The sequence below is a fragment of the Microbacterium aoyamense genome (genome assembly GCF_023155855.1).
Taxonomy (GTDB): Bacteria; Actinomycetota; Actinomycetes; order Actinomycetales; family Microbacteriaceae; genus Microbacterium; species Microbacterium aoyamense.
Genome location: NZ_JAKNUT010000005.1, coordinates 216474 through 235222, shown reverse-complemented (window position 1 = coordinate 235222; position 18749 = coordinate 216474). Strand labels below are relative to the sequence as shown.

The 18749-nt window shown below is 69.5% G+C and carries 17 protein-coding genes; 1 reads left to right on the top strand and 16 read right to left on the bottom strand.

From position 1 onward, the window contains the following. Window positions 1-3: 3 nt before the first annotated feature. The 11 genes from MA876_RS14410 to MA876_RS14360 form a co-directional block, all read right to left on the bottom strand. A complete protein-coding gene (locus tag MA876_RS14410; RefSeq protein WP_248150847.1) occupies window positions 4-954 on the bottom strand; it encodes an SDR family oxidoreductase in 951 nt (316 codons plus the stop codon). Next, on the bottom strand, window positions 951-1904 hold the full coding sequence (locus tag MA876_RS14405) for a bile acid:sodium symporter family protein (RefSeq protein ID WP_248150845.1): 954 nt from the start codon (window positions 1902-1904) through the stop codon (window positions 951-953). Before MA876_RS14405 ends, MA876_RS14410 begins: the two co-directional genes overlap by 4 nt. Further along, a complete protein-coding gene (locus MA876_RS14400) occupies window positions 1901-3238 on the bottom strand; it encodes a flavin-containing monooxygenase (RefSeq protein WP_248150843.1) in 1338 nt (445 codons plus the stop codon). Before MA876_RS14400 ends, MA876_RS14405 begins: the two co-directional genes overlap by 4 nt. Before the next feature lie 81 nt (window positions 3239-3319). Further along, window positions 3320-4042, bottom strand: coding sequence for a sulfite exporter TauE/SafE family protein (locus MA876_RS14395; protein ID WP_248150841.1), 723 nt, complete (start codon window positions 4040-4042; stop codon window positions 3320-3322). Window positions 4043-4184: 142 nt separating this feature from the next. Then, complete coding sequence (locus tag MA876_RS14390) at window positions 4185-4943, bottom strand: alpha/beta hydrolase (protein WP_248150838.1); 759 nt, start codon at window positions 4941-4943, stop codon at window positions 4185-4187. Beyond that, window positions 4940-6091 (bottom strand): mannitol-1-phosphate 5-dehydrogenase, encoded by a 1152-nt coding sequence (locus MA876_RS14385; RefSeq protein WP_248150835.1) that lies wholly within the window; start codon window positions 6089-6091, stop codon window positions 4940-4942. Before MA876_RS14385 ends, MA876_RS14390 begins: the two co-directional genes overlap by 4 nt. Beyond that, window positions 6091-6528 (bottom strand): PTS mannitol transporter subunit IIA, encoded by a 438-nt coding sequence (locus tag MA876_RS14380; RefSeq protein WP_248150832.1) that lies wholly within the window; start codon window positions 6526-6528, stop codon window positions 6091-6093. The genes MA876_RS14385 and MA876_RS14380 overlap by 1 nt, the downstream gene beginning before the upstream one ends. Window positions 6529-6651: 123 nt before the next feature. Continuing rightward, a complete protein-coding gene (locus MA876_RS14375) occupies window positions 6652-8205 on the bottom strand; it encodes a PTS mannitol transporter subunit IIBC (protein ID WP_248150829.1) in 1554 nt (517 codons plus the stop codon). Further along, the gene (ptsP, locus tag MA876_RS14370; RefSeq protein ID WP_248150826.1) at window positions 8202-9875 is read right to left on the bottom strand and encodes a phosphoenolpyruvate--protein phosphotransferase; all 1674 of its coding nucleotides are present in this window, start codon (window positions 9873-9875) and stop codon (window positions 8202-8204) included. The genes MA876_RS14375 and ptsP overlap by 4 nt, the downstream gene beginning before the upstream one ends. A gap of 3 nt (window positions 9876-9878) precedes the next feature. Beyond that, window positions 9879-10154 (bottom strand): HPr family phosphocarrier protein, encoded by a 276-nt coding sequence (locus MA876_RS14365; RefSeq protein ID WP_248150823.1) that lies wholly within the window; start codon window positions 10152-10154, stop codon window positions 9879-9881. Between the two features lie 45 nt (window positions 10155-10199). Next, window positions 10200-10550 carry a PTS sugar transporter subunit IIB gene (locus tag MA876_RS14360; RefSeq protein WP_248150821.1) on the bottom strand — a complete coding sequence of 117 codons (351 nt, stop codon included), beginning with the start codon at window positions 10548-10550 and terminating at the stop codon, window positions 10200-10202. A gap of 157 nt (window positions 10551-10707) precedes the next feature. On the opposite strand from MA876_RS14360, the gene MA876_RS14355 reads away from it, so the two are divergent. Next, the gene (locus MA876_RS14355; RefSeq protein ID WP_248150811.1) at window positions 10708-12630 is read left to right on the top strand and encodes a BglG family transcription antiterminator; all 1923 of its coding nucleotides are present in this window, start codon (window positions 10708-10710) and stop codon (window positions 12628-12630) included. A gap of 249 nt (window positions 12631-12879) precedes the next feature. Here the strand turns inward: MA876_RS14355 and MA876_RS14350 are convergent, their stop codons facing one another. The 5 genes from MA876_RS14350 to MA876_RS14330 form a co-directional block, all read right to left on the bottom strand. Then, window positions 12880-13992, bottom strand: a complete 1113-nt coding sequence (locus tag MA876_RS14350; protein WP_248150809.1) for a hypothetical protein — start codon at window positions 13990-13992, stop codon at window positions 12880-12882. 83 nt (window positions 13993-14075) lie between these two features. Then, window positions 14076-14660, bottom strand: a complete 585-nt coding sequence (locus MA876_RS14345; protein ID WP_248150806.1) for a GNAT family N-acetyltransferase — start codon at window positions 14658-14660, stop codon at window positions 14076-14078. A gap of 9 nt (window positions 14661-14669) precedes the next feature. Continuing rightward, a complete protein-coding gene (locus tag MA876_RS14340) occupies window positions 14670-16055 on the bottom strand; it encodes an MFS transporter (RefSeq protein ID WP_248150803.1) in 1386 nt (461 codons plus the stop codon). 105 nt (window positions 16056-16160) lie between these two features. After that, entirely contained in the window at window positions 16161-17888 is a 1728-nt protein-coding gene (locus MA876_RS14335) for a phospho-sugar mutase (protein WP_372491535.1), read from the bottom strand. Next, window positions 17885-18715 (bottom strand): purine-nucleoside phosphorylase, encoded by an 831-nt coding sequence (locus tag MA876_RS14330; RefSeq protein WP_248150802.1) that lies wholly within the window; start codon window positions 18713-18715, stop codon window positions 17885-17887. Before MA876_RS14330 ends, MA876_RS14335 begins: the two co-directional genes overlap by 4 nt. Window positions 18716-18749 lie beyond the last annotated feature (34 nt).

Here is an 18749-nt window from a genome sequence, read left to right as displayed (position 1 = left end):
CACCTACCTCGCGACCCCGGGGTGGGTCGCGAGGTACGCCTCGAACGCCTCGGCCGAGGTCTTGGCGGGCGTGAAGCCGAACTCCTGCTTCAGAGCGGTGTTGTCGAGCACGGGGCGATAGCGCAGGAACCCGACCTGCTCGGGGCCGTGCACCGTGAGGCGCAGCGCGCGCCCGATGCGCAGACCGAGTGCGAGAACTCCCGCCGGCACGGTGACGCGCGGTTTGCCGAGCCGCTTCGCGAGCTCCTGCACGGTGACGCGGCCGTCGCCGGCGACGTTGTAGATGCCGGCGGGCCCGTCGGTCGCGGCCCGCGCCATCGCGCCGGCGACATCGTCGACCCACACGAAGACGAAGGGTGAGTCGGCGCCTGCGATCGCGAGGATCGCGCGGCCGTCCCACAGGGCGGTGATCTGGTTCTGCACCGTCGGTCCGAGGATCGTGCCGATCCGGAACACGACCTGCTCGAGCTGCCGGTCGCTCTCGCGCGCCGCGGCGAGCATCTCTTCGACGAGCCGCTTGTGCTTCGAGTAGGCGAACTCGTCGTTGCCGCGTACGGGGTCGGTCTCGATGAGCCACTCCGGGCTGTCGGCGTGGTAGCCGTAGGCCGCGCCCGACGACGAGACGACCAGGCGACGCACGCCCGCGGCGCGGCAGGCGTCCAGGACGTTGCGTGATCCGTCGACGTCCACCCGGTACTCGAGATCGTGATCTCGGCCGGGGTTGACGATCGCCGCGAGGTGCACCACGACGTCGATGCCGTGTCGTTCGAGCAGCGGCACGAGACCCGCGGAGCGCGTCACGTCGCAGTCGTCGTAGATGACGCCCTCGATGGGATGCTCCGGCCGTCGCACATCGCCCGCGACGACGAGGTCGACGTCGTCGCGCGCGACGAGGGCCGCGACGACGTGCGAGCCGAGGAAGCCCGCCCCGCCGGTGACGAGGACCCGTGTCACGAGGTGACCTCCGGCGTCGCGTGGCGCGAGGCATCCCCCTTCGAAGAACCCGTCCGCTTCTTCGTGTGCCGCGCCCACAGCGCCGCGACGAGGAGCCCCGCGATGATGTCCCAGATGCCCCACCAGCCCGCGACGATCGCCATGCCGCCGAGGCCGCCGAAGAAGGCGAACACGAGACCGAGGCCGAGTCCGGCGTTGCGGATGCCGACCTCGAACGTCATGGCCTTGCGCTCGCGCGTGCCCAGGCCTCCGGCCACCGCCGTGCCGTAGCCGATCGCGAGGGCGACGGCGTCGTGCACCGTCACCACCAGCACGATGATGCCCAAGAACGCGATGAAGAACTGCCAGTTGCCCGCGAGCGCTGCGACGATGAACCCCACGAGCGCGAGGAGCGAGAACCACTTCACGAACGGCTGGACCTTGATGGCGAACGAGGGGAGGCGGTTGCGGATGAGGAGGCCGGCAGCGAACGGCAAGCCGATGATGAGGAGGATGTCGATCAGCATCGTCCAGGGGTTGAGCTCGACGGTCTCGAGCAGTCCGCGTGCGGTCGGGTGCAGCGATCCCCAGAACGCGACCGAAAGAGGAAGCACGAAGATGTAGATGACGTTCGACACGGCGGTCATGGACACCGAGAGGGCGACATTGCCGCCGGAGCGATGCGTGAGCACCTGCGAGATGTTGCCGGGTGGGCAGCACGCGACGAGGATCATGCCGAGCGCCATCGAGGGCGTCACGGGCAGGATGAGCGTCAGGCCGAACGTCACCGCCGGGAGCACGATGAGCTGCGCGAGGATCGCGATGACGAAGGGCTTGGGCTTGCGCGCGACGGCCTTGAAGTCGTCGATCGTCGTATCGAGCGCGATCCCGAACATGATGAGCCCGAGCACGACGTTGAGGATCACCAGGGTGCCCGGGTTGAAGTTCAGGGCGATGTCGTCGGGATTCATGCGCGCGCCTTCTTCTTCGACGGCTTGTGCGAGGCGCTGGATGCGGAGGGATCGCGGCGGAGCTCTGCCGCGGCATCCTTCACCGCGGCCCGGTAGGCGTCCTTGTTGACGTAGTACGACATGCGCTCGAGCCCCAGGTACTTGTATCCGCCGGTCAGATTGGGCCACGGCTCGTCCGCGACGCGACGGCGGAACGCGGCCTGCTGCACCGGGGGAGCGGAGAGGTAGGACGCGATGAGGTCCGCCTGCTCGTAGCGGCCCTGCCAGCCGATGCCCGAGGCTTCGATCATGCCCATGACGTAGAGCCCGTTGAACGAGGGAGGGAACACGTTGAGGAAGAGCTTCGGCGACCAGCCCGTCCAGTTGAGCTGGTCACGCGCGACGAACGGGTAGTCGAGCGTGTAGCCGGTCGCGAGCAGGATCGTGTCGTACTCGGCCGACGAGCCGTCGCGGAAGTGCACGGTCTTGCCGTCGAACCGGTCGATGTCGGGCCGGATTTGCAGATCGCCCTGCCCGAGATGGTTGAGGATGAGGGTGTTGACGATCGGATGCGACTCGTAGAGCTTGTAGTCGGGCTTCGGGAATCCGAAACGCACGGGGTCGCCCGTGAACGCCTGCAGGACGCGCTTGTCGACGAACTGCTTGATGCGGGCCGGCAGCGGTTTGCCCTGATTGAGGGTGTCGGAGGGCTTGCCGAAGAGGTAGCGCGGCACGAAGTAGTAGCCGCGGCGCACGCTCATGTCGACGGATGCCGCATGGTGCACGGCATCGACGGCGATGTCGCAGCCCGAATTGCCGGCGCCGATGATGAGCACGCGCTTGCCCGTCAGCTGTGTCGCGGACTTATATGCCGAGGTGTGCATGAGCTCGCCCGTGAACTCGCCCCGGAAGGTCGGGACGTTGGGCTCGGCCAGCGTGCCATTGGCGAGGATGACGCCGTCGTAGCGCTGTGCGAGATCACCGTCGCGAGCGGTGGCGCGCAGCATCCATCCCTCTCCGACGGGCTCCAGGGAGGTGACCTTCGTGTCGAAGCGGAACCGCTCGGTGATGCCGAAACGATCGGCGAAGTCGCGGAAGTACCGGATGAGGGTCTTGTGGCTCGGATAGTCGGCCGTGGAATCCATCGGGAACTCGGCGAACTCCGTCGTCGTGCGAGACGAGATGAGGTGCGCGGACTCGTACATCGTCGACCGGGGGTTGTCGATGTCCCACAGGCCCCCGACGCCCGCTCCGGCCTCGTAGCCGTCGAAGGCGATGCCCGCCTTCTGGAGCGCGCGCGCCGCAGACAGGCCCGACGGGCCCGCACCTATGATCGCGTACCGCTGCTGATCCATACTTCTCCACACGTCTTCGTGTCGGGCGTCCACCCTGACGACGACACGATGTTAGCGGTTCTTAACTGAAATCCCGCATCGTCATGACAACAGTGCCAGGATGCCGCGCACGAGCACCACCGTGGCTCCGGCCCACGCGATCGAGAGCATCGCGATGCGGGCGATGCGCGGGGGGACGAACCGCGTGAGGAGCGTGCCGATGAGGATGCCCGCGGCCGTCGCCGCGATGAGCAGCCAGACGTCGGCGACGGGGGATGCCGGGAGGCCTCTCAACACCACCGAGACCGTCGAGAACACGAGGAAGATGACCTGGACGCTCGCGGCGAATCGGCGCTGCTCCCATCTGTCGCCGACGGCGTAGGCGGCCAGCGGCGGGCCCGAGAGGCCGCTCGCGACATGCATGAAGCCCGCGGCGGATCCTGCGACCACGGCGCCTGACCGCCCGCGCAGCGCCGCCGACAGTGCGGGGATCCATCCCGCGACGAGGGCGAAGTACGCCATCGCGGCGATGAGGAGCAGCTGCGCGGCTTCATGCAGCACGCGTACGAGGAGCGCCGCGAACGGCGCCGCCACGAGACCCGGCCAGATGAGCCACCACGCGCGCGTCCACTCGACCTCGCGCCACACGAGGGGCACGGCGCTGAGCGACGCGACGAGCGCGAGCAGCACGCCGATCGTGATGCCCTCGAGGGGGCCGTAGAACAGGACGATCGGGCCGAGGAGCACGAGGACGAACCCGAGCCCTGTGATGCGCTGGATGACCGCCGCGACGAACGCGGCGAGGCAGGCGAGAGCGAGGGTCACGGCGGGAAAGTCTACGTGCCGCCGGTGACGGCGGTTCGCGCCTTCGCGCTCGCCGAATCGACTTCGTATTCACGAGACGGCGCGTCGCGCGCGCGAATACGAAGCTGTCTCGTGAGGAGGAAGTTGATTCGGCGGGAGGTGTTCAGCCGGAGAGGGATGCCGCGAACCCGCCGACGAGCTCGGTCAGCTGCGCCGTCATCTCCTCGTCGGAGATCGCCGGCGTCCCGTCGCCGTCCTGCGGCCCGTAGTCGCCGAACGACGAGTGGCTCGCGCCCTCGATCTCGACGAAGTCGGCGTCCGGGGGCAGCAGGTGCCGAGCATCCTCGATCTTCTGCGGCGTGGAGAGGCCGTCTTCCGACCCCGAGATGCTGATCGCGGGGAGTCCCGACCCGGAGAGATCGGTCGCGCAGTACGACGCGAAGAGCGCGAGGGCATCGGCATCCGTCGCCATCATGCACGCCCGCACCCCGCCGAGCGAGTGCCCGCCGACGATCCAGGTGCCCACATCGGGAGCAAGCGCCGTGAAGGCGTCGAGCGGCCGCAGATCGAAGAACGCGAGGTTGAGCCACGGTTTCGTGATGACGACCGTGACGCCGTCGTCGGCCACGACGCCCGACAGCTTCGCCGCGTACGCCCACGGGTCCACCTTCGCGCCCGGGATGTAGACGAGCCCGATGTCGGATGCGCCGGATGCCGGGGCGAGCACGATGCCGGCGGAGTCCTCCGTGATGACGATGCGGTCGTCCGCGCGCACCGCCGCGAGAGGCTCGGGCTCGGCGGCCATGACCCCGACCTGGCTCCACACGACGATGGCGATCGCCGCCACGAGCACGAGCGCTCCGAGCGATCCGAGGACCCACCAGAGGATTCGACGCCAGCGCGGCGCCTTGGACGTCGTCACGCGATCTCGGCCTGGCGCTCCTCGACGACCTTCTGCACGCGCGCGAAGAGCGGATGGCCGGGCTCGAGGCCCGTGACGGATGCCGTGAAGGCCGCGGCATCCATCTCCCGGATCTGCCGCTGGAGATCGACCGACTGCGGGTCCTCGGTGTCGTCGAAGGCGAGCGCCGCGCCCATCGCCGCGACGAGGCCCTCGGTCTCGAGCCCGCGCTCGGCGGCCTCGGCGGCGGGCCCGACGAACCGCTCGTGGCGCGAGAGCTTGCGCAGCGGCTGACGACCGACGCGCCAGACGGTGTCGGGCAGCTCGGTGTTGCGGAAGCGCCGCAGGATCGTCGCGCGATAGTCCGCCTGCACCTGCGGATCGAGCTCGTGCTTCGCGACGAGAAGGGCGGATGTCTCTTCCAGAGCCTTCTCGACCGCTGCCGCGACGGCGGGATCGGCGAGAGCGCCGGCGATCGTGTCGACGCCGGCCTGCGCACCGAAGTACGCCGTCGTCGCGTGCCCCGTGTTGACAGTGAAGAGCTTGCGCTCGATGTACGGTGCGAGATCGTCCACGAAGTGCGCGCCGGGGATGTTCGGCGGGTCGTCGCCGAACGGCGGCCGCTCGATCGCCCACTCGAAGAACGGCTCGACGGTGACATCCACTCCTTCGCCCGGCGGCTGCGCCGGCACGATCCGGTCGACGGCGGTGTTGGCGAAGACGGCGCGTCCTTCGAGGGCGTCCCAGGCGTCGCCCGCGACGTTCTTCATCTCGTCGCGGAGCAGGTCGGTGGCGTTGATCGCGTTCTCGCACGCCATGATCTGCAGCGGGGGGGACGACGGATCGCGCAGTGCGAGCGCGGCGACGATGTTCGGGGCGACGAACTTCAGGATCGTGGGGCCCACGGCCGTTGTCACGACGTTCGCGCCCGCGATCTCCTCTATGACCTGATCCGGATGCTCGGCGCTGTTGATGGCGCGGAATCCGGTGACGACGGTGTCGACGCCGCCCTCGCCGACCTCGTGCACCGTGTACTCCGAGACGCCGTTGATCGCGTCGACGAGGGGCGCCGCGACATCCGAGAACACGAGCTCGTACCCGCCCTGGTGCAGGAGCAGGCCGACGAACCCCCGGCCGATGTTGCCGGCGCCGAAGTGGACGGCCTTCATCACACGCCCGTCGCGGCGACGAGCCCGTAGAGCTCCTCGGGCGTCGAGGCGGCCTTCAGCTTGGCGACCTCGTCCTCGTCCGAGAAGAGGATCGCGATCTGGGACAGGATCTCGAGGTGCTCGTCGCCCTTGCCGGCGATGCCGACGACGAAGGTCACCGGCTCGCCGCCCCAGTCGACCCCGCCGTCGTAGCGGACGACCGACAGGGCCGAATCGAGGATCGTGTGCTTGGTCTCGTTCGTGCCGTGCGGGATCGCGAGCTCGTTGCCCATGTACGTCGACACGGTCTGCTCGCGCTGCTGCATCGCGTCGAAGTACGCGTTCGTGACGGCGCCGGCGGACTCGAGGATGTCGGCGGCCTCCTTCATCGCCTCCTCGCGCGTCGCGCTGCCGGAGTGGATGCGCACCTGACCGATGCTGAGGACCTCGCGTGCCATGATCATGCCTTCCTGTCGTCCGCGGGATGCCGCGGAACCGTCTGTTTCGAACGTACCGATGTGATCGAGCAAAAGCCACGGGGCCGGAGGCCTCCCGCCGTCCGGCCCCGCAGCGGTCTGGAATCAGCTCTCGTGCTGGTCCTTCACGAGCTCCACGACCTCGTCGTACTTCGGCGAGTTCATGAAGTTGTCGACCGAGACGTGCACGGCATTGGGCGCCTGTGCACGAGCGCGATCGGTCAGCTGGTTCTGCGTGATGATCAGGTCTGCCGTGCCGTCGAGGTTCGCGATCGCCTTGTTGACGACCGTGACGTCCTCGACGCCCGCCTTCTTGATCTTGTTGCGCAGGACGCTCGCGCCCATCGCCGACGAGCCCATGCCGGCGTCGCATGCGAACACGATGTTCTTGATCTCGCGCTCGGTCATCGTGGCCGGCTCGATGCCGCCGCCCGCCTGCGTCGCGGCGCCGCCGCGCAGGTTCGCGAGCGAGTCGGACGACTTGCCCTTCGCCGCCTCAGTCTGGGTGATCGCGGCGCCGAACGCGTCATCCGTCGCCGCCATGGCTTCGAGGTCGCGCTTGCGCGATGCACGAAGGATGACCCACGAGACCACGAAGGTGACAGCCGCGGCGAGGACCACCGACAGGATGACGGCGAAGTACGACCCGTCGGCTGTCTGCGCGAGCACGGCGAGGATGCTGCCGGGTGCCGCAGGTGCGCGCAGCGCGCCGCCCAGGAGCATGTTCGTCGTGACGCCGGTCGCGCCACCCGCGATGAGGGCGAGGATGAGCATCGGCTTCATAAGGGCGTACGGGAAGTACACCTCGTGGATGCCGCCGAAGAACTGGATGACCGCCGCTCCCGGAGCCGAGGCGCGCGCTGCGCCCAGACCGAAGAACGTGAAGGCCAGCAGCAGACCCACACCGGGGCCGGGGTTCGCCTCGAGCAGGAACAGGATCGACGATCCCTCCTCAGCCGACTGCTGGATGCCCAGTGGCGTCAGCACGCCGTGGTTGATGGCGTTGTTGAGGAACAGGACCTTGGCCGGCTCGATGAGGATGCTCGTGAGCGGCAGCAGGTTCATCTCGACGAGCCAGTTGACCGCATTGCTGAGGATCTGCATCAGGCCGTTGACCAGCCAGGCGATCGGGTAGAACCCGACGACGGCCATCACGAAGCCCCAGATGCCCGCCGAGAACATGTTCACGAGCATCTCGAAGCCGGCCTTGATCTTGCCTTCCCAGAGGGAGTCGAGCCACTTCATCGTGTAGGCCGCGAGCGGAGCCATGATCATCGCGCCGATGAACATGTGGACCTGGCCGAGCTGCGATGCGCCCTCGGGCAGTGCCGCGTTGACGTCCGCGATGAGCTTGTCGGATCCCGCGATCGCACCCATGACGGCGATCGAGGCGACCACGCCACCACGCACGCCGTAGACGATGCTGCCACCCGTGTAGGCGATGATGATCGGCAGCAGGTAGTGGATGAACGGCCCGACGATGGTGGCGAGGTCGGCGTTGGGCGTCCACCCCACGTCGATGAAGAACGCCGTGAAGATGCCCCACGCGATGAGCGCGGGGATGTTCGGCATGATCATGCCGGACAGGTACGTGCCGAAGCGCTGGACTCCGACTCGTACCGAGCTGCCGCCCTTGGCGGGCGCTGACGCCGTTGTCATGACTGTGTCTCCTTTGATCGGGTCGCGGCATCCTGGGCCGCTGTTCTTGCGGATGCCGCGTCGTTCGCGGCGAGGGCTGCCTCGGCGATGACACGCGCATCGTCGAGGGAGTGCTGGAGCAGGGTCGCCCGCACGTCGGCGAGCGCTGTCGGCGCCATCGAGAGCGAGGTCGCGCCGAGGCCGACGAGCACGACGGCAAGCAGAGGATCGGCCGCCGCCTCGCCGCAGATGCCGACGGGCTTGCCGTTGATGCGGCCCGCGTCGCCCACTTCGCGGATGAGGCGGAGGACGGCGGGGTGCCACGGGTCCTGGAACGACGCGACCGACCCGAGCAGCCGGTCGGCCGCCATCGTGTACTGGGTGAGGTCGTTCGTGCCGATGGAGGCGAAGTCGGCGTGACCGAGCACACGGTCGGCCAGGAGCGCCGCCGAGGGGACCTCGACCATGACGCCGGCGGTCTTGATGCCGTAATCGCGGCAGAGGTCGACGAAGTACTCCGTCTCCTCCATCGTCGCGATCATCGGCGCCATGACCCAGAGGTCGGCCTGCGTCGCCTTGTCGGCCTCGGCGAGGGCCGTCAGCTGCTCGCGCAGGATGTCCTCGCTCGCCCGCAGGGCGCGGATGCCGCGAAGGCCCAGCGCAGGGTTCTCCTCGTGCGCATCGTTGAGGAACGCGAGGGGCTTGTCGGCTCCGGCATCCAGCACGCGGACCACGACCTTCTTGCCGGGGAACGCCGCGAGGAGCTTCGTGTAGGCCTCGCGCTGCTGCTCCACGGTGGGCGCCTGGCTCGACGACAGGAACAGGAACTCCGTGCGGAACAGTCCGACGCCCTCGGCGCCGAGCTCGACCGCCTCGGCAGCGCCCTCGGGCTTGCCGAGGTTCGCCAGCAGCGGCACGGGCGTGCCGTCGGCGAGAGCGCCGTCGGTGATGGGGGCGGATGACGCGTCCCGTCGGGCGTCGGCGCGGTGCTGCGCCTGGGCGAGCTCCTCGGCGGTCGGGTCGGCCGTCACGACGCCCTTCGCGGCATCCACGATCACGACCTCGCCGTCGGCGAGGTCCTTCGCGGCGGCCGTGCCGACGACGGCGACGATGGACTTCTCGCGGGCGAGGATCGCCGTATGCGAGGTCGGTCCGCCCTCCGTCGTGATGAGTGCGAGCACCTTGTCGAGGTCGAGCAGCGCGGTGTCGGCGGGTGCGAGATCCTTCGCGACGAGGACGAAGGGATGCCCGGGGTCGGGCACGCCCGGCGCCGGAAGACCGCGCAGCCGCGCGATGACGCGCTGGGCGACGTCGTCGAGGTCGGCGGCGCGCTCGCCCAGGTACCCGCCCATCGCGACGAGCTGGTCGCGGAACGAGGCGAAGGCGTCGTGGACGGCGAACTCGGCCGTCTTGCCCGCGGCGATGCGCGTGTCGATCTCGGATTCGAGCGTCGGGTCCTCGGCCATCATGGCCTGCGCCTCGAGGACGTCCTGCGCCGCGCCGCCCGCCTGGGCGCCGCGCGACTCGAGTTCGCGGGCGACGGCGGCCACGGCATCCCGCGCCCGCGCCGTCTCTTCATCGGCGCTCAGCGCGCTCGGCGCGTCAGCCGGTGCCGGCAACGGCTCGGCCATGCGCGCGACGGGGCCTTGGGCGACGCCCAGGCCGATGCCCACTCCACGGAGTTCGGTCATGGCCTACTCCGCATCGTGATCGGTCGTGAGCAGTTCGCTCAGCTGGTCGAGCACGGCTTCGGCGTTGTCGCCGTCGGCCGTGAGGGTCACGTAATCGCCCTGCTCGATGCCGAGCGCGATGACGCCGAGGATGCTCGCCGCGTTGACGGGTGCTCCGGCGTCTTTGGCGAGGGTGACGGGGATGCCGGACTCCTTCGCCGCTTGTGCGAACAGCTTCGCGGGGCGGGCGTGCAGGCCATGGGAGGAGCCGATCCGGACAGTCCGGGTGAGAGTGGGCAAGGCCTGTTCCTTTCTCTTCGTTGCGTATCGTGCGGGTGCGTGGTGTCAGGTGGGCCGGTCGCTGCTCGCGGTCGGAGCGATCCCCCCGGAGTCTCCGACCGCGTCGCGGACGAGTTGCAGCGTCCGGGAGCCGTCGAGATCGCTGAAGATGTCGGACGGCAGCAGCACGACCGTCGTCCCTCGGTGGGCCGCATCGTGCTCGATGCGCGTGAGCGCGTGAGCCAGGTGCGGGCCGACGAGGACGACGTCCGCGGCATCGAGGTCGATCGGGAGCGACAGCTCGGTGCCGGCGAAAGCGGTGTAATGCATGAGCCCGATGTCGTGCGCCGCATGGCGCACGCGCTGCGCGACGAAGGTGCTCGACGCACCCGCTCCGCAGACCACCAGGATCCTCATCGATCCGCCTCCTTCTTCGCCATTCTTGTGAAAACGCTGGGAGCCGACAACCACACCTTCTTCCGCGGGGGCGGAAACCGCGACCCTGGTGCGGGGCATGCATGGTTGACTGGCCTGGACGCGCGCCGGGGGGCTTGCGCACGCGAAGAGGAGTGCCGTGACGAGAGCGAGACAGGACCGCCTGCTGGGGCTCCTCGCGCGCGACGGCGACTGGGCGACGGCGGCCAGCCTCGCCGACAGCCTCGGTGTCACGCCCCGCAGCATCCGGTCGTACGTCACGGCCGTCAACGCCCGTGTGCCGCAGGGATCCGCGATCGAGTCGGGCCCCCAGGGCTATCGTTCGGGTCCGGATGCCGCGGCCGCGCTGCGCGTGACGGTCGGCGCCGACGCGCCCCGCGATCGCCTGCACACGCTCGTGAGGCGACTGCTCGACGCCCCCGACGGGATCGACGTCTTCGAGACCGCCGACGCCCTGCACGTGAGCCCCGCGACGCTCGACGCCGATCTCGCCCGGGTGCGCAGCCTGCTCGGCGGAACGGAGCTCACCCTCGAGCGCTCCGCCTCGCAAGCCCGCCTGCGCGGCACCGAGATGGCTCAGCGGCGGCTGCTGTCACGGCTCGCCCACGACGAGATGGATGCCGGATCCTTCGACCTCGAGGCGCTGCGCCGCACCCTCGGCGAAGGCTCGGTCGGCGCCCGCGCGTTCGGCCCGTTCAAGAACGATCTCGTGACCCAGCTCGGCGCGCTCGGCTACTTCGTGAACGAGATCGGCATCGCCGATGTCGTCATGCACATCGCGATCGCGGCCGACCGTGTGTCGCGCGATCGTGGACTCGAAGGCGCAGGCTCCGCCGAAGTGCGCCCCGCGCAGCAGGAGGTCGCGGCGATCCTCGCGTCGCTGTCGGAGCAGCACCTCGACGTGCGCCTGGGCGCCGGGGATCTGCAGCACCTCGCGACGCTCGTGCTCACGCGTGTCGTCGCGCCCGGCACCGACACGCCCTCCGACCACGCGAGATCGCGCCTCGAGCCCGAGGTCGAAGCGGTCGTGCGCGATGTCGTGGGGCAGGCGGCATCCGAGTTCCTCGTCGACATCGCGCACGAGGACTTCATCCTGCGCCTCGCGCTGCACGTGCAGAACCTGCTGCATCGCGCGAAGGAGCAGGCGTGGTCGCGCAATCCGCTCACGCGCTCGCTCAAGTCGACGTACCCGATGATCTTCGAGGTCGCCGTCTTCATCGCCTCTGGCCTGCACGAGCGGCTCGGCATCCCGCTCCTGGACGACGAGATCGCCTACATCGCGATGCACGTCGGTGGCAGGCTCGAGCGCAGCCGGCGCGCCGACCAGCTGCTCGCCGCGACGATCGTCTGCCCGGGGTACTACGAGCTGCACGAGCTGCTGCGCTCATCGGTCGACCGTTCGCTCGGGCAGGCGATCGAGGTCGTGGGCGTCGAGACGCGCGTCGACCCGGACTGGTCCTCCATCGACTCCGACCTCGTGCTCACCACGATCGATCCGGCCGTCGCGGGCGACCGGTTCGTGCGGATCCAGCCGTTCCTCACCGACGCCGATGTCGAGCGCGTGCAGGCCGCCGCCGGCCGGATCCGGCGCGCGCGCCGCCTCGCGCGGCTCCGCGAGGAGCTCGAGCGGTACTTCTCGCCCGACGCCTTCGTGCGCGGGCTCGACGGACAGTCGACGGATGACGTCATCCATCGCCTCGGCTCGCTGCTCATCGCGCAGGGCGTCATCGACGACGACTACGTCGAGCGCGCGATCCAGCGCGAAGAGCTCTCGTCTACCGCCTTCACCGACGCGCTCGCCGTGCCGCACGCGATCGGCATGACCGCTTCGCGCACCTCGATCGCGATCGGCATCGCCGACCCGTCGATCCCGTGGGGCGAGGGCCGTGTGCAGGTGGTCGCGCTCGTCGCGTTCTCGGAGAACGATCGCGAGGCGTTCCAGACCGTGTTCGAGCAGTTCGTCGAGGTCTTCAGCGAGCGCGACAGCGTGCAGCGCATCGTACGTCGGTCGTCGGACTTCGCCGGCTTCCTCGACGAGCTGGTCGCGGTCATCGACGGCTGACCCCTCCACCCTCGCGAGAGCGCTGGGATTGGGGCGGCCCATTCACGTGGGGCGCAGGGGTGGCCAGTGGCGCTGGGATCGGGGCGGCCCATTCACGTTGGGCGTAGGGAGTGGCCTGTGGTGCTGGGATTGGGGCGGCCCATTCACGTTGGGGCGTGGGATCGCCCGCCCCAAGGCGAATGGGCCGCCCCAATCCCGGTCTGGCGGGCTCAGCGCTCAGCCCCGTCAGAGCGACTGTGGGCGCGATCGTCACAGACCGGGCGGGACGATCCCGAAGGTGCGGAGGCGCGCGCCCAGCTGGTCGGCTGTTCCGATGTGCGGCCAGCCCCAGCGCGCCATGCGGCGCTGCGTGGTGCCCCGGATCCAGTCCTCGCGCTGTTTCTCGCGGTCGAGCACCTCGCTGCTGGTGCGGTCGTCCAGCATCCTTCCGTCGACGTACTTGATGGCTCCGTCGAACTCACCGAACGCGTTGACCTCGTCCAGCGCGAAGTCGACGAAGTACGAGGAACCGCCAGGCGCCGGCACCGCGTGCTGGAGCCCGACTGCTCGGAAGCCCAGCTGATGCAGTCGCACGCGACTGACGCTTTCGCCGGGAAGCTGTGCGCGGCCATCCGCGAAACTCACGACGCGTCGCGCCCGATTCTGACCGTGTGCCGAGCGCCGCACGATATCGAGCACTTGCTCGCGGACCGCTTGTGCGTCATCAGCGCGATAGGACCCGCCCTCGTCCCAGCACAGACGTCTGAGCGCGGCATCCGCAATGACCACGCCCTGCTCGAACGAGGCAGTCCGGGCCACGTCGGCGACCGTCTGCAAGAGGCTGGTGAACCGCAGTCCGTCCGTCGCGTCGAACTCCTCGATATCGCCGCGATGACGCACCAACCCGGCGACGGCACCCGGACGCTCCGGGCGTGCGATGACGTGCACCCGATCCGGTGAGGGCCGATACAGCGGCAGACCGTGCAGAGCCGCCGCCGTCTCGTGCGAGAACACGAGCGGATCAGCAGTCACGAGCTGTGCCGCGGTCGCGCGCGCGACGACACGGTCTGCCGGAAATCCGGCACGCATCGCATCGCCATCCGCGTAGACGCCGTAGCGGATCCGCACCAGCGCGCTGTCGGCCACTGCCTGGGCGAGCGAGCGCTTCGATGCGCCGGAGGCGATCAGGTCCTTGTAGCGGTGCACGTGGATGCGAGGCATCGGGTCATCCTCGAACACTGCGGTCGATCGACCGCTCTCATCGCCAGCACGCTCTGAGCAACTGCACCGGGTCGGCTTCTGTGGAGGAGTCCGGAATCCGGCGCGCACTCCTCGCGATTGGGGCACGGCATTCCCTTTGGGGCGCGGGATCTCGCGCCCCAAAGGGAATGGGGCACCCCATTCCCGAATGAGGCGCGCGGGTCCGAATGAGGCGTGCGGGTCCGAATGAGGCTCGCGGGCGGTCGTCAGTGGCGGGCGAGGCGCTCGATGAGGCCGAGGCGCACGGCGGGCCACTCGGTCGGCAGGATCGAGAACACCACCGTGTCGCGCAGCGTGCCGTCGGGACCGAGGCGGTGGTTGCGCAGCACGCCGTCCTGCTTCGCGCCCAGGCGCGCGATGGCGGCGCGCGACTGGCGATTGTGCCAGTGCGTGCGGAACTCGACCGCGATCGCATCGCACGAATCGAACGCGTGGCCGAGGAGGAGGAGCTTGGATGCCGTGTTCACGGCCGTCCGCTGAGCCTCGACCCCGATCCACGTGTGGCCGATCTCGACGTGTCGGTTCGCCTGGTCGATGTTGCAGAACGTCGTGGTGCCGATGACCGTGTCCGTGTCGAGTCGTCGCACCGCCCAGGCGTTCATGTGCCCTTCGGCGACCCACGCGAGGCGCTGCGCGACGTCCGCCGCCGCGCTCTCGGGCGTCGGGACCGACGTGTACCAGGCATGTTCGAGACCGATGGATGCCTCTCCCAGCGCGGGTGCGTGGTCCGGCGAGAGCGGCTCGAGGCGTACCCACTCGTTCTCGAGGACGGTCGGTCGAGTGAGGAGCATGCCCCGAGCCTAGGGCCGGTCGCGTGGCAGCGCCGACCCCGGTTGCGCCCGGTCCGCCTCGGTCGGCGAGTCGACGGCCTCGGCGCGGGTCGACGCTTCGCGCGCCGCGACGATCGCACGTCGCCCTGCCGGAAGCCAGACCGCGAGCCCGACGACCACGAACGTCAGGACGCCGGCCGCGATGAGCAGGATCTCGATCGGCAGCACGTCGGCGAGCGGACCGAAGACGACCATGCCGAACGGCATCGCGAGGGCCATGACGATGCCGACGAAGCCGAACACCCGCCCTTGGCGCTCGGGCTCGACGGTCTCCTGCAGAAGGGTCATCGACGGCGTCGAGAAGAACGGCACTGCCAGGCCCACCAGGAACATGAACCCGAAGAAGACCCAGATGTTCGCCGAGAGGCCGAGCGCGATCGACAGCACGCCGAACACGAGCGACGAGACCACGATCATGCCGACGCGGCTGCGCTTGGCGAAAAGGGACGCCACGAGGATGCCGCCGAGCATCATCCCGATGCTGAACGCGATCTCGAGAACGGCGAGGTTCACGACGTTCTGCGCCTCGCCCGCGGGGAACGTGCGGACGAGCATGAGCGGCGTCAGATTGGACGGCGCGACGGTGAGCACGAAGATGATCGCGAACAGGACGAGCAGCCACCGCACGAACGCGTGATGTGCGATGTACCTCACACCGTCGACGAGGTCGGCGAAGTAGCCGCTCTCGGTGTCGGCCGCGCGCCGCACGGCGCGCACGGGGATGAGCGCGAGCAGGCCGATGCCGATCACGGCGGTCACGACGTCGATGAAGAAGATCGGGATGAGTGCCGCCGCCGAGCCGTCGTACACGACCGATGCCCACGCGTAGAGCGCACCGCCGACAACGGGGGCGAGGAGCATCATCGCCGACTGGATCGAGCCGTTGACGCCGTTGACGCGGATGAGGTTGCGCGTCGGCACGATCTGGGGGAGGAGCGCCGACACAGCGGGCGTCTGGATGCCGGCACCCGCCGAGCGGATCGCCAAGGTCAGGAAGATGAGCCACACCTCGGCGAAGCCCGTCATCATGATGATCGCGAGGGTCAGCGTCGATGCCGCGATGACGGCATCCGCCCCCATGATCAGGAACTTGCGGTTGTGCCGGTCGGCCCACACGCCGCCGAAGATCGACACGACCGCCTGCGGCAGGAACCCGAACACCGCCGCGAGGGTCATGATGAGCCCGGACTGGTAGGTGATCGTGAGGTACCAGAACACGGTGTACTGCACGAGCATCGAGCCGAACAGGCTCGCCGTCTGCCCGCTCAGGAACAGGATCGTGCTGCGCAGCCAGTGAGGGTGATCGGATGCCTCGGCCTCGACCTCAGCCGATTCAGCGCGCGCGTCGTCAGTCACCTTCGTCGTCCTCGTTGGTATCGCGATATATCGTGAGCCGTTACGCTACCACGAGCCCCCGACGCAGCCCGTCGCGGCCGAGCATCCGAGCCCCTCCGGAGCGCGTCAGCCGATCGCGTCGAGGAGATCCCGCGCACCCGAAGACAGCGCCGCGATGCGCTCCTCGGCGTCGGCGGGGGAGTCGCCGCGCACGTCGAGGTAGAGCTTGAGCTTGGGCTCCGTGCCGCTCGGGCGCACGATGATCCGCGACCCGCCCTCGAGCCAGAACCGCAGCACATCGCCGGGCGGGAACCCGTCGACCCCCTCGAGCAGATCGTCGACCTTCTCGACCGCGACGTCACCGATGGACGCGGGATGCTGCGCCCGCAGCGCGGCCATGATGCGGCCGATGTCGGACAGGTCTTCGACCCGCACCGAGATCTGGTCGCTCGCGAAGGAGCCGAACGTCTCGTCGAACTCGGCGAGGAGGTCCGCGAGCGTCGCGCCGCGCCCCCGTGCCTCGGCGACGAGACCGAGCATGGCGATCGCCGCCGAGATGCCGTCCTTGTCGCGCACGGTCTCGGGGTTCACGAGGTAGCCGAGCGCCTCTTCGAACCCGAAGACCATGCCCGGCGCGCGTGAGATCCACTTGAAGCCCGTGAGCGTCGTGTGGAAGTCGAGTCCGTAGTGCTCCGCCACCGCGCCGAGTCCGGGCGACGACACGAGCGAGCACGCCAGCGAGGCTCCCTCACCGGGCGAGGCGAGGCGCGCCGCGCGCCATCCGAGCAGCAGACCGACCTGGTTGCCCGTGAGGCGGCGCCAGCCGCCGTCCGCCGCGGCATCCGGAATCGCCACCGCGAGGCGATCTGCGTCCGGGTCGTTCGCGATGATGAGTTCCGCCTCGGCGGCCCGCGCGGTCTCGAACGCGAGGTCCATCGCGCCGGGCTCTTCGGGGTTGGGGAACGACACGGTGGGGAACCGTCCGTCGGGTTCGATCTGCGCCTCGACGACCGTCGGTGCGGGATAGCCGGCCGCCTCCAGGATGCGCGACAGCGTCTCGGCGCCGACGCCGTGCATCGCCGTGTACACCCAGCGCAGCCCCTCGGCGCCCGCGGGTGCCGGGGCGACGGCCGCGGTCGCGGCGACGTAGTCCTCGACGACGGTCTCGGCAGCGGTCTCGTAGCCGAGCGATCGCGGGATCGCGGCCAGGTCGCCGACAGCCGCGACGCGCTCGATGTGCGCCGCGATCTCGGCATCGGCGGGCGAGACGATCTGCGCCCCGTCGTCGACGCCGCCCAGGTAGACCTTGTACCCGTTGTCGTCCGGCGGATTGTGGGATGCCGTCACCATGACGCCCGCGTCGGCGCCGAGCCGGCGCACGGCGAACGCGAGGACCGGGGTCGGCAGCAGGCGGGGGAGCAGGATGGCGCGGAGCCCCGCGCCCGCGAAGATCTCGGCCGAGTCGACGGCGAAGACGTCGGAGTTGCGTCGTCCGTCGTAGCCGATCACGACGGTCGGCGGGGTGTCGCCCTCGTTCTTCTCGAGGAGGTAGGCGGCGAAGCCGGCGGCCGCCTGGCCGACGAGCACGCGGTTCATGCGATTGCTGCCGGCGCCGAGGCGCCCGCGCAGACCCGCCGTGCCGAACGCGAGGCGACCGGCGAAGCGGTCAGCGAGATCGCCCACAGCGTCCGGAGCGCCGGACGACGCGGCCTCGATCACATCGCGCAGTTCGGCGCGCGTCTGGCCGTCGGGGTCCTGCGCGAGCCACGCCTGCGCGCGGGCGAGCAGGTCCGAGGAGGCGCCGGGTGCGGCATCCGTCCCCGCCGTCTCGTCGACGGCATCGTCGCCGTTCACAGTGCGCCGATCACGCGGGCCAGGAGCGATGAGATGACCGGTTCGGCCTCGCGGCCGGCGTCGATCACCTCCTGATGGCTGAGTGGGGTGGTCTGGATGCCGGCCGCCATGTTGGTGATGAGCGACATTCCGAGGATCTCCATGCCGGACTGGCGCGCGGCGATCGCCTCGAGCGCCGTCGACATGCCGACGATGTGGCCGCCGAACGACTTCGCCATCTGCACTTCGGCCGGCGTCTCGTACTGCGGGCCGCGGAACTGGCAGTAGACGCCTTCGTCGAGCGACGGATCGATCTGCCGCGCGACGTCCCGCAGGCGCAGCGAGTAGAGGTCGGTCAGGTCGATGAAGGTCGCGCCCTCGAGCGGCGATGCGCCCGTGAGGTTGATGTGGTCGCTGATCAGGACGGGCGTGCCGGGCTTCCACGTGTGGCGGATGCCCCCCGCGCCGTTCGTGAGCACCATCGTGCGTGCGCCCGTCGCCGCGGCGGTGCGCACGCTGTGCACGACACGGCGGGGACCGTGGCCTTCGTAGAAATGCGTGCGTGCCCCGATGACGAGGACGTTCCGGCCCTTAGGCGTGCGCACGCTGCGCAGAGTGCCGACGTGGCCCTCGAGTGCGGGCTTGCTGAAGCCGGTGACCTCGGTCGCGGGGAAGCTGGCCGTCGTCTCGCCGATGAGCTCCGCGGCCTTGCCCCACCCGCTCCCGAGCGTGAGGGCGATGTCGTGGCGGTCGACTCCCGTCAGGCGGGCGATGTCTTCCGCGGCCTCGGCGGCGATCGCGAAGGGGTCCGCGGTGGGGTCGTCGAGGGGGTTGTTGGTCTCTGACATGCCCCGAGTCTAGGAACGCGCGCCCGTCGGGGCC

What these genes read in the sequence shown, in the direction of transcription:
- MA876_RS14405 (WP_248150845.1), bottom strand. Translation starts at nt 1,904, where the DNA reads ATGAATCCCGACGACATCGCCCTGAACTTCAACCCGGGCACCCTGGTG.
- MA876_RS14400 (WP_248150843.1), bottom strand. Translation starts at nt 3,238, where the DNA reads ATGGATCAGCAGCGGTACGCGATCATAGGTGCGGGCCCGTCGGGCCTG.
- MA876_RS14385 (WP_248150835.1), bottom strand. Translation starts at nt 6,091, where the DNA reads ATGAAGGCCGTCCACTTCGGCGCCGGCAACATCGGCCGGGGGTTCGTC.
- MA876_RS14380 (WP_248150832.1), bottom strand. Translation starts at nt 6,528, where the DNA reads ATGGCACGCGAGGTCCTCAGCATCGGTCAGGTGCGCATCCACTCCGGC.
- MA876_RS14375 (WP_248150829.1), bottom strand. Translation starts at nt 8,205, where the DNA reads ATGACAACGGCGTCAGCGCCCGCCAAGGGCGGCAGCTCGGTACGAGTC.
- ptsP (WP_248150826.1), bottom strand. Translation starts at nt 9,875, where the DNA reads ATGACCGAACTCCGTGGAGTGGGCATCGGCCTGGGCGTCGCCCAAGGC.
- MA876_RS14360 (WP_248150821.1), bottom strand. Translation starts at nt 10,550, where the DNA reads ATGAGGATCCTGGTGGTCTGCGGAGCGGGTGCGTCGAGCACCTTCGTC.
- MA876_RS14345 (WP_248150806.1), bottom strand. Translation starts at nt 14,660, where the DNA reads ATGCTCCTCACTCGACCGACCGTCCTCGAGAACGAGTGGGTACGCCTC.
- MA876_RS14330 (WP_248150802.1), bottom strand. Translation starts at nt 18,715, where the DNA reads ATGTCAGAGACCAACAACCCCCTCGACGACCCCACCGCGGACCCCTTC.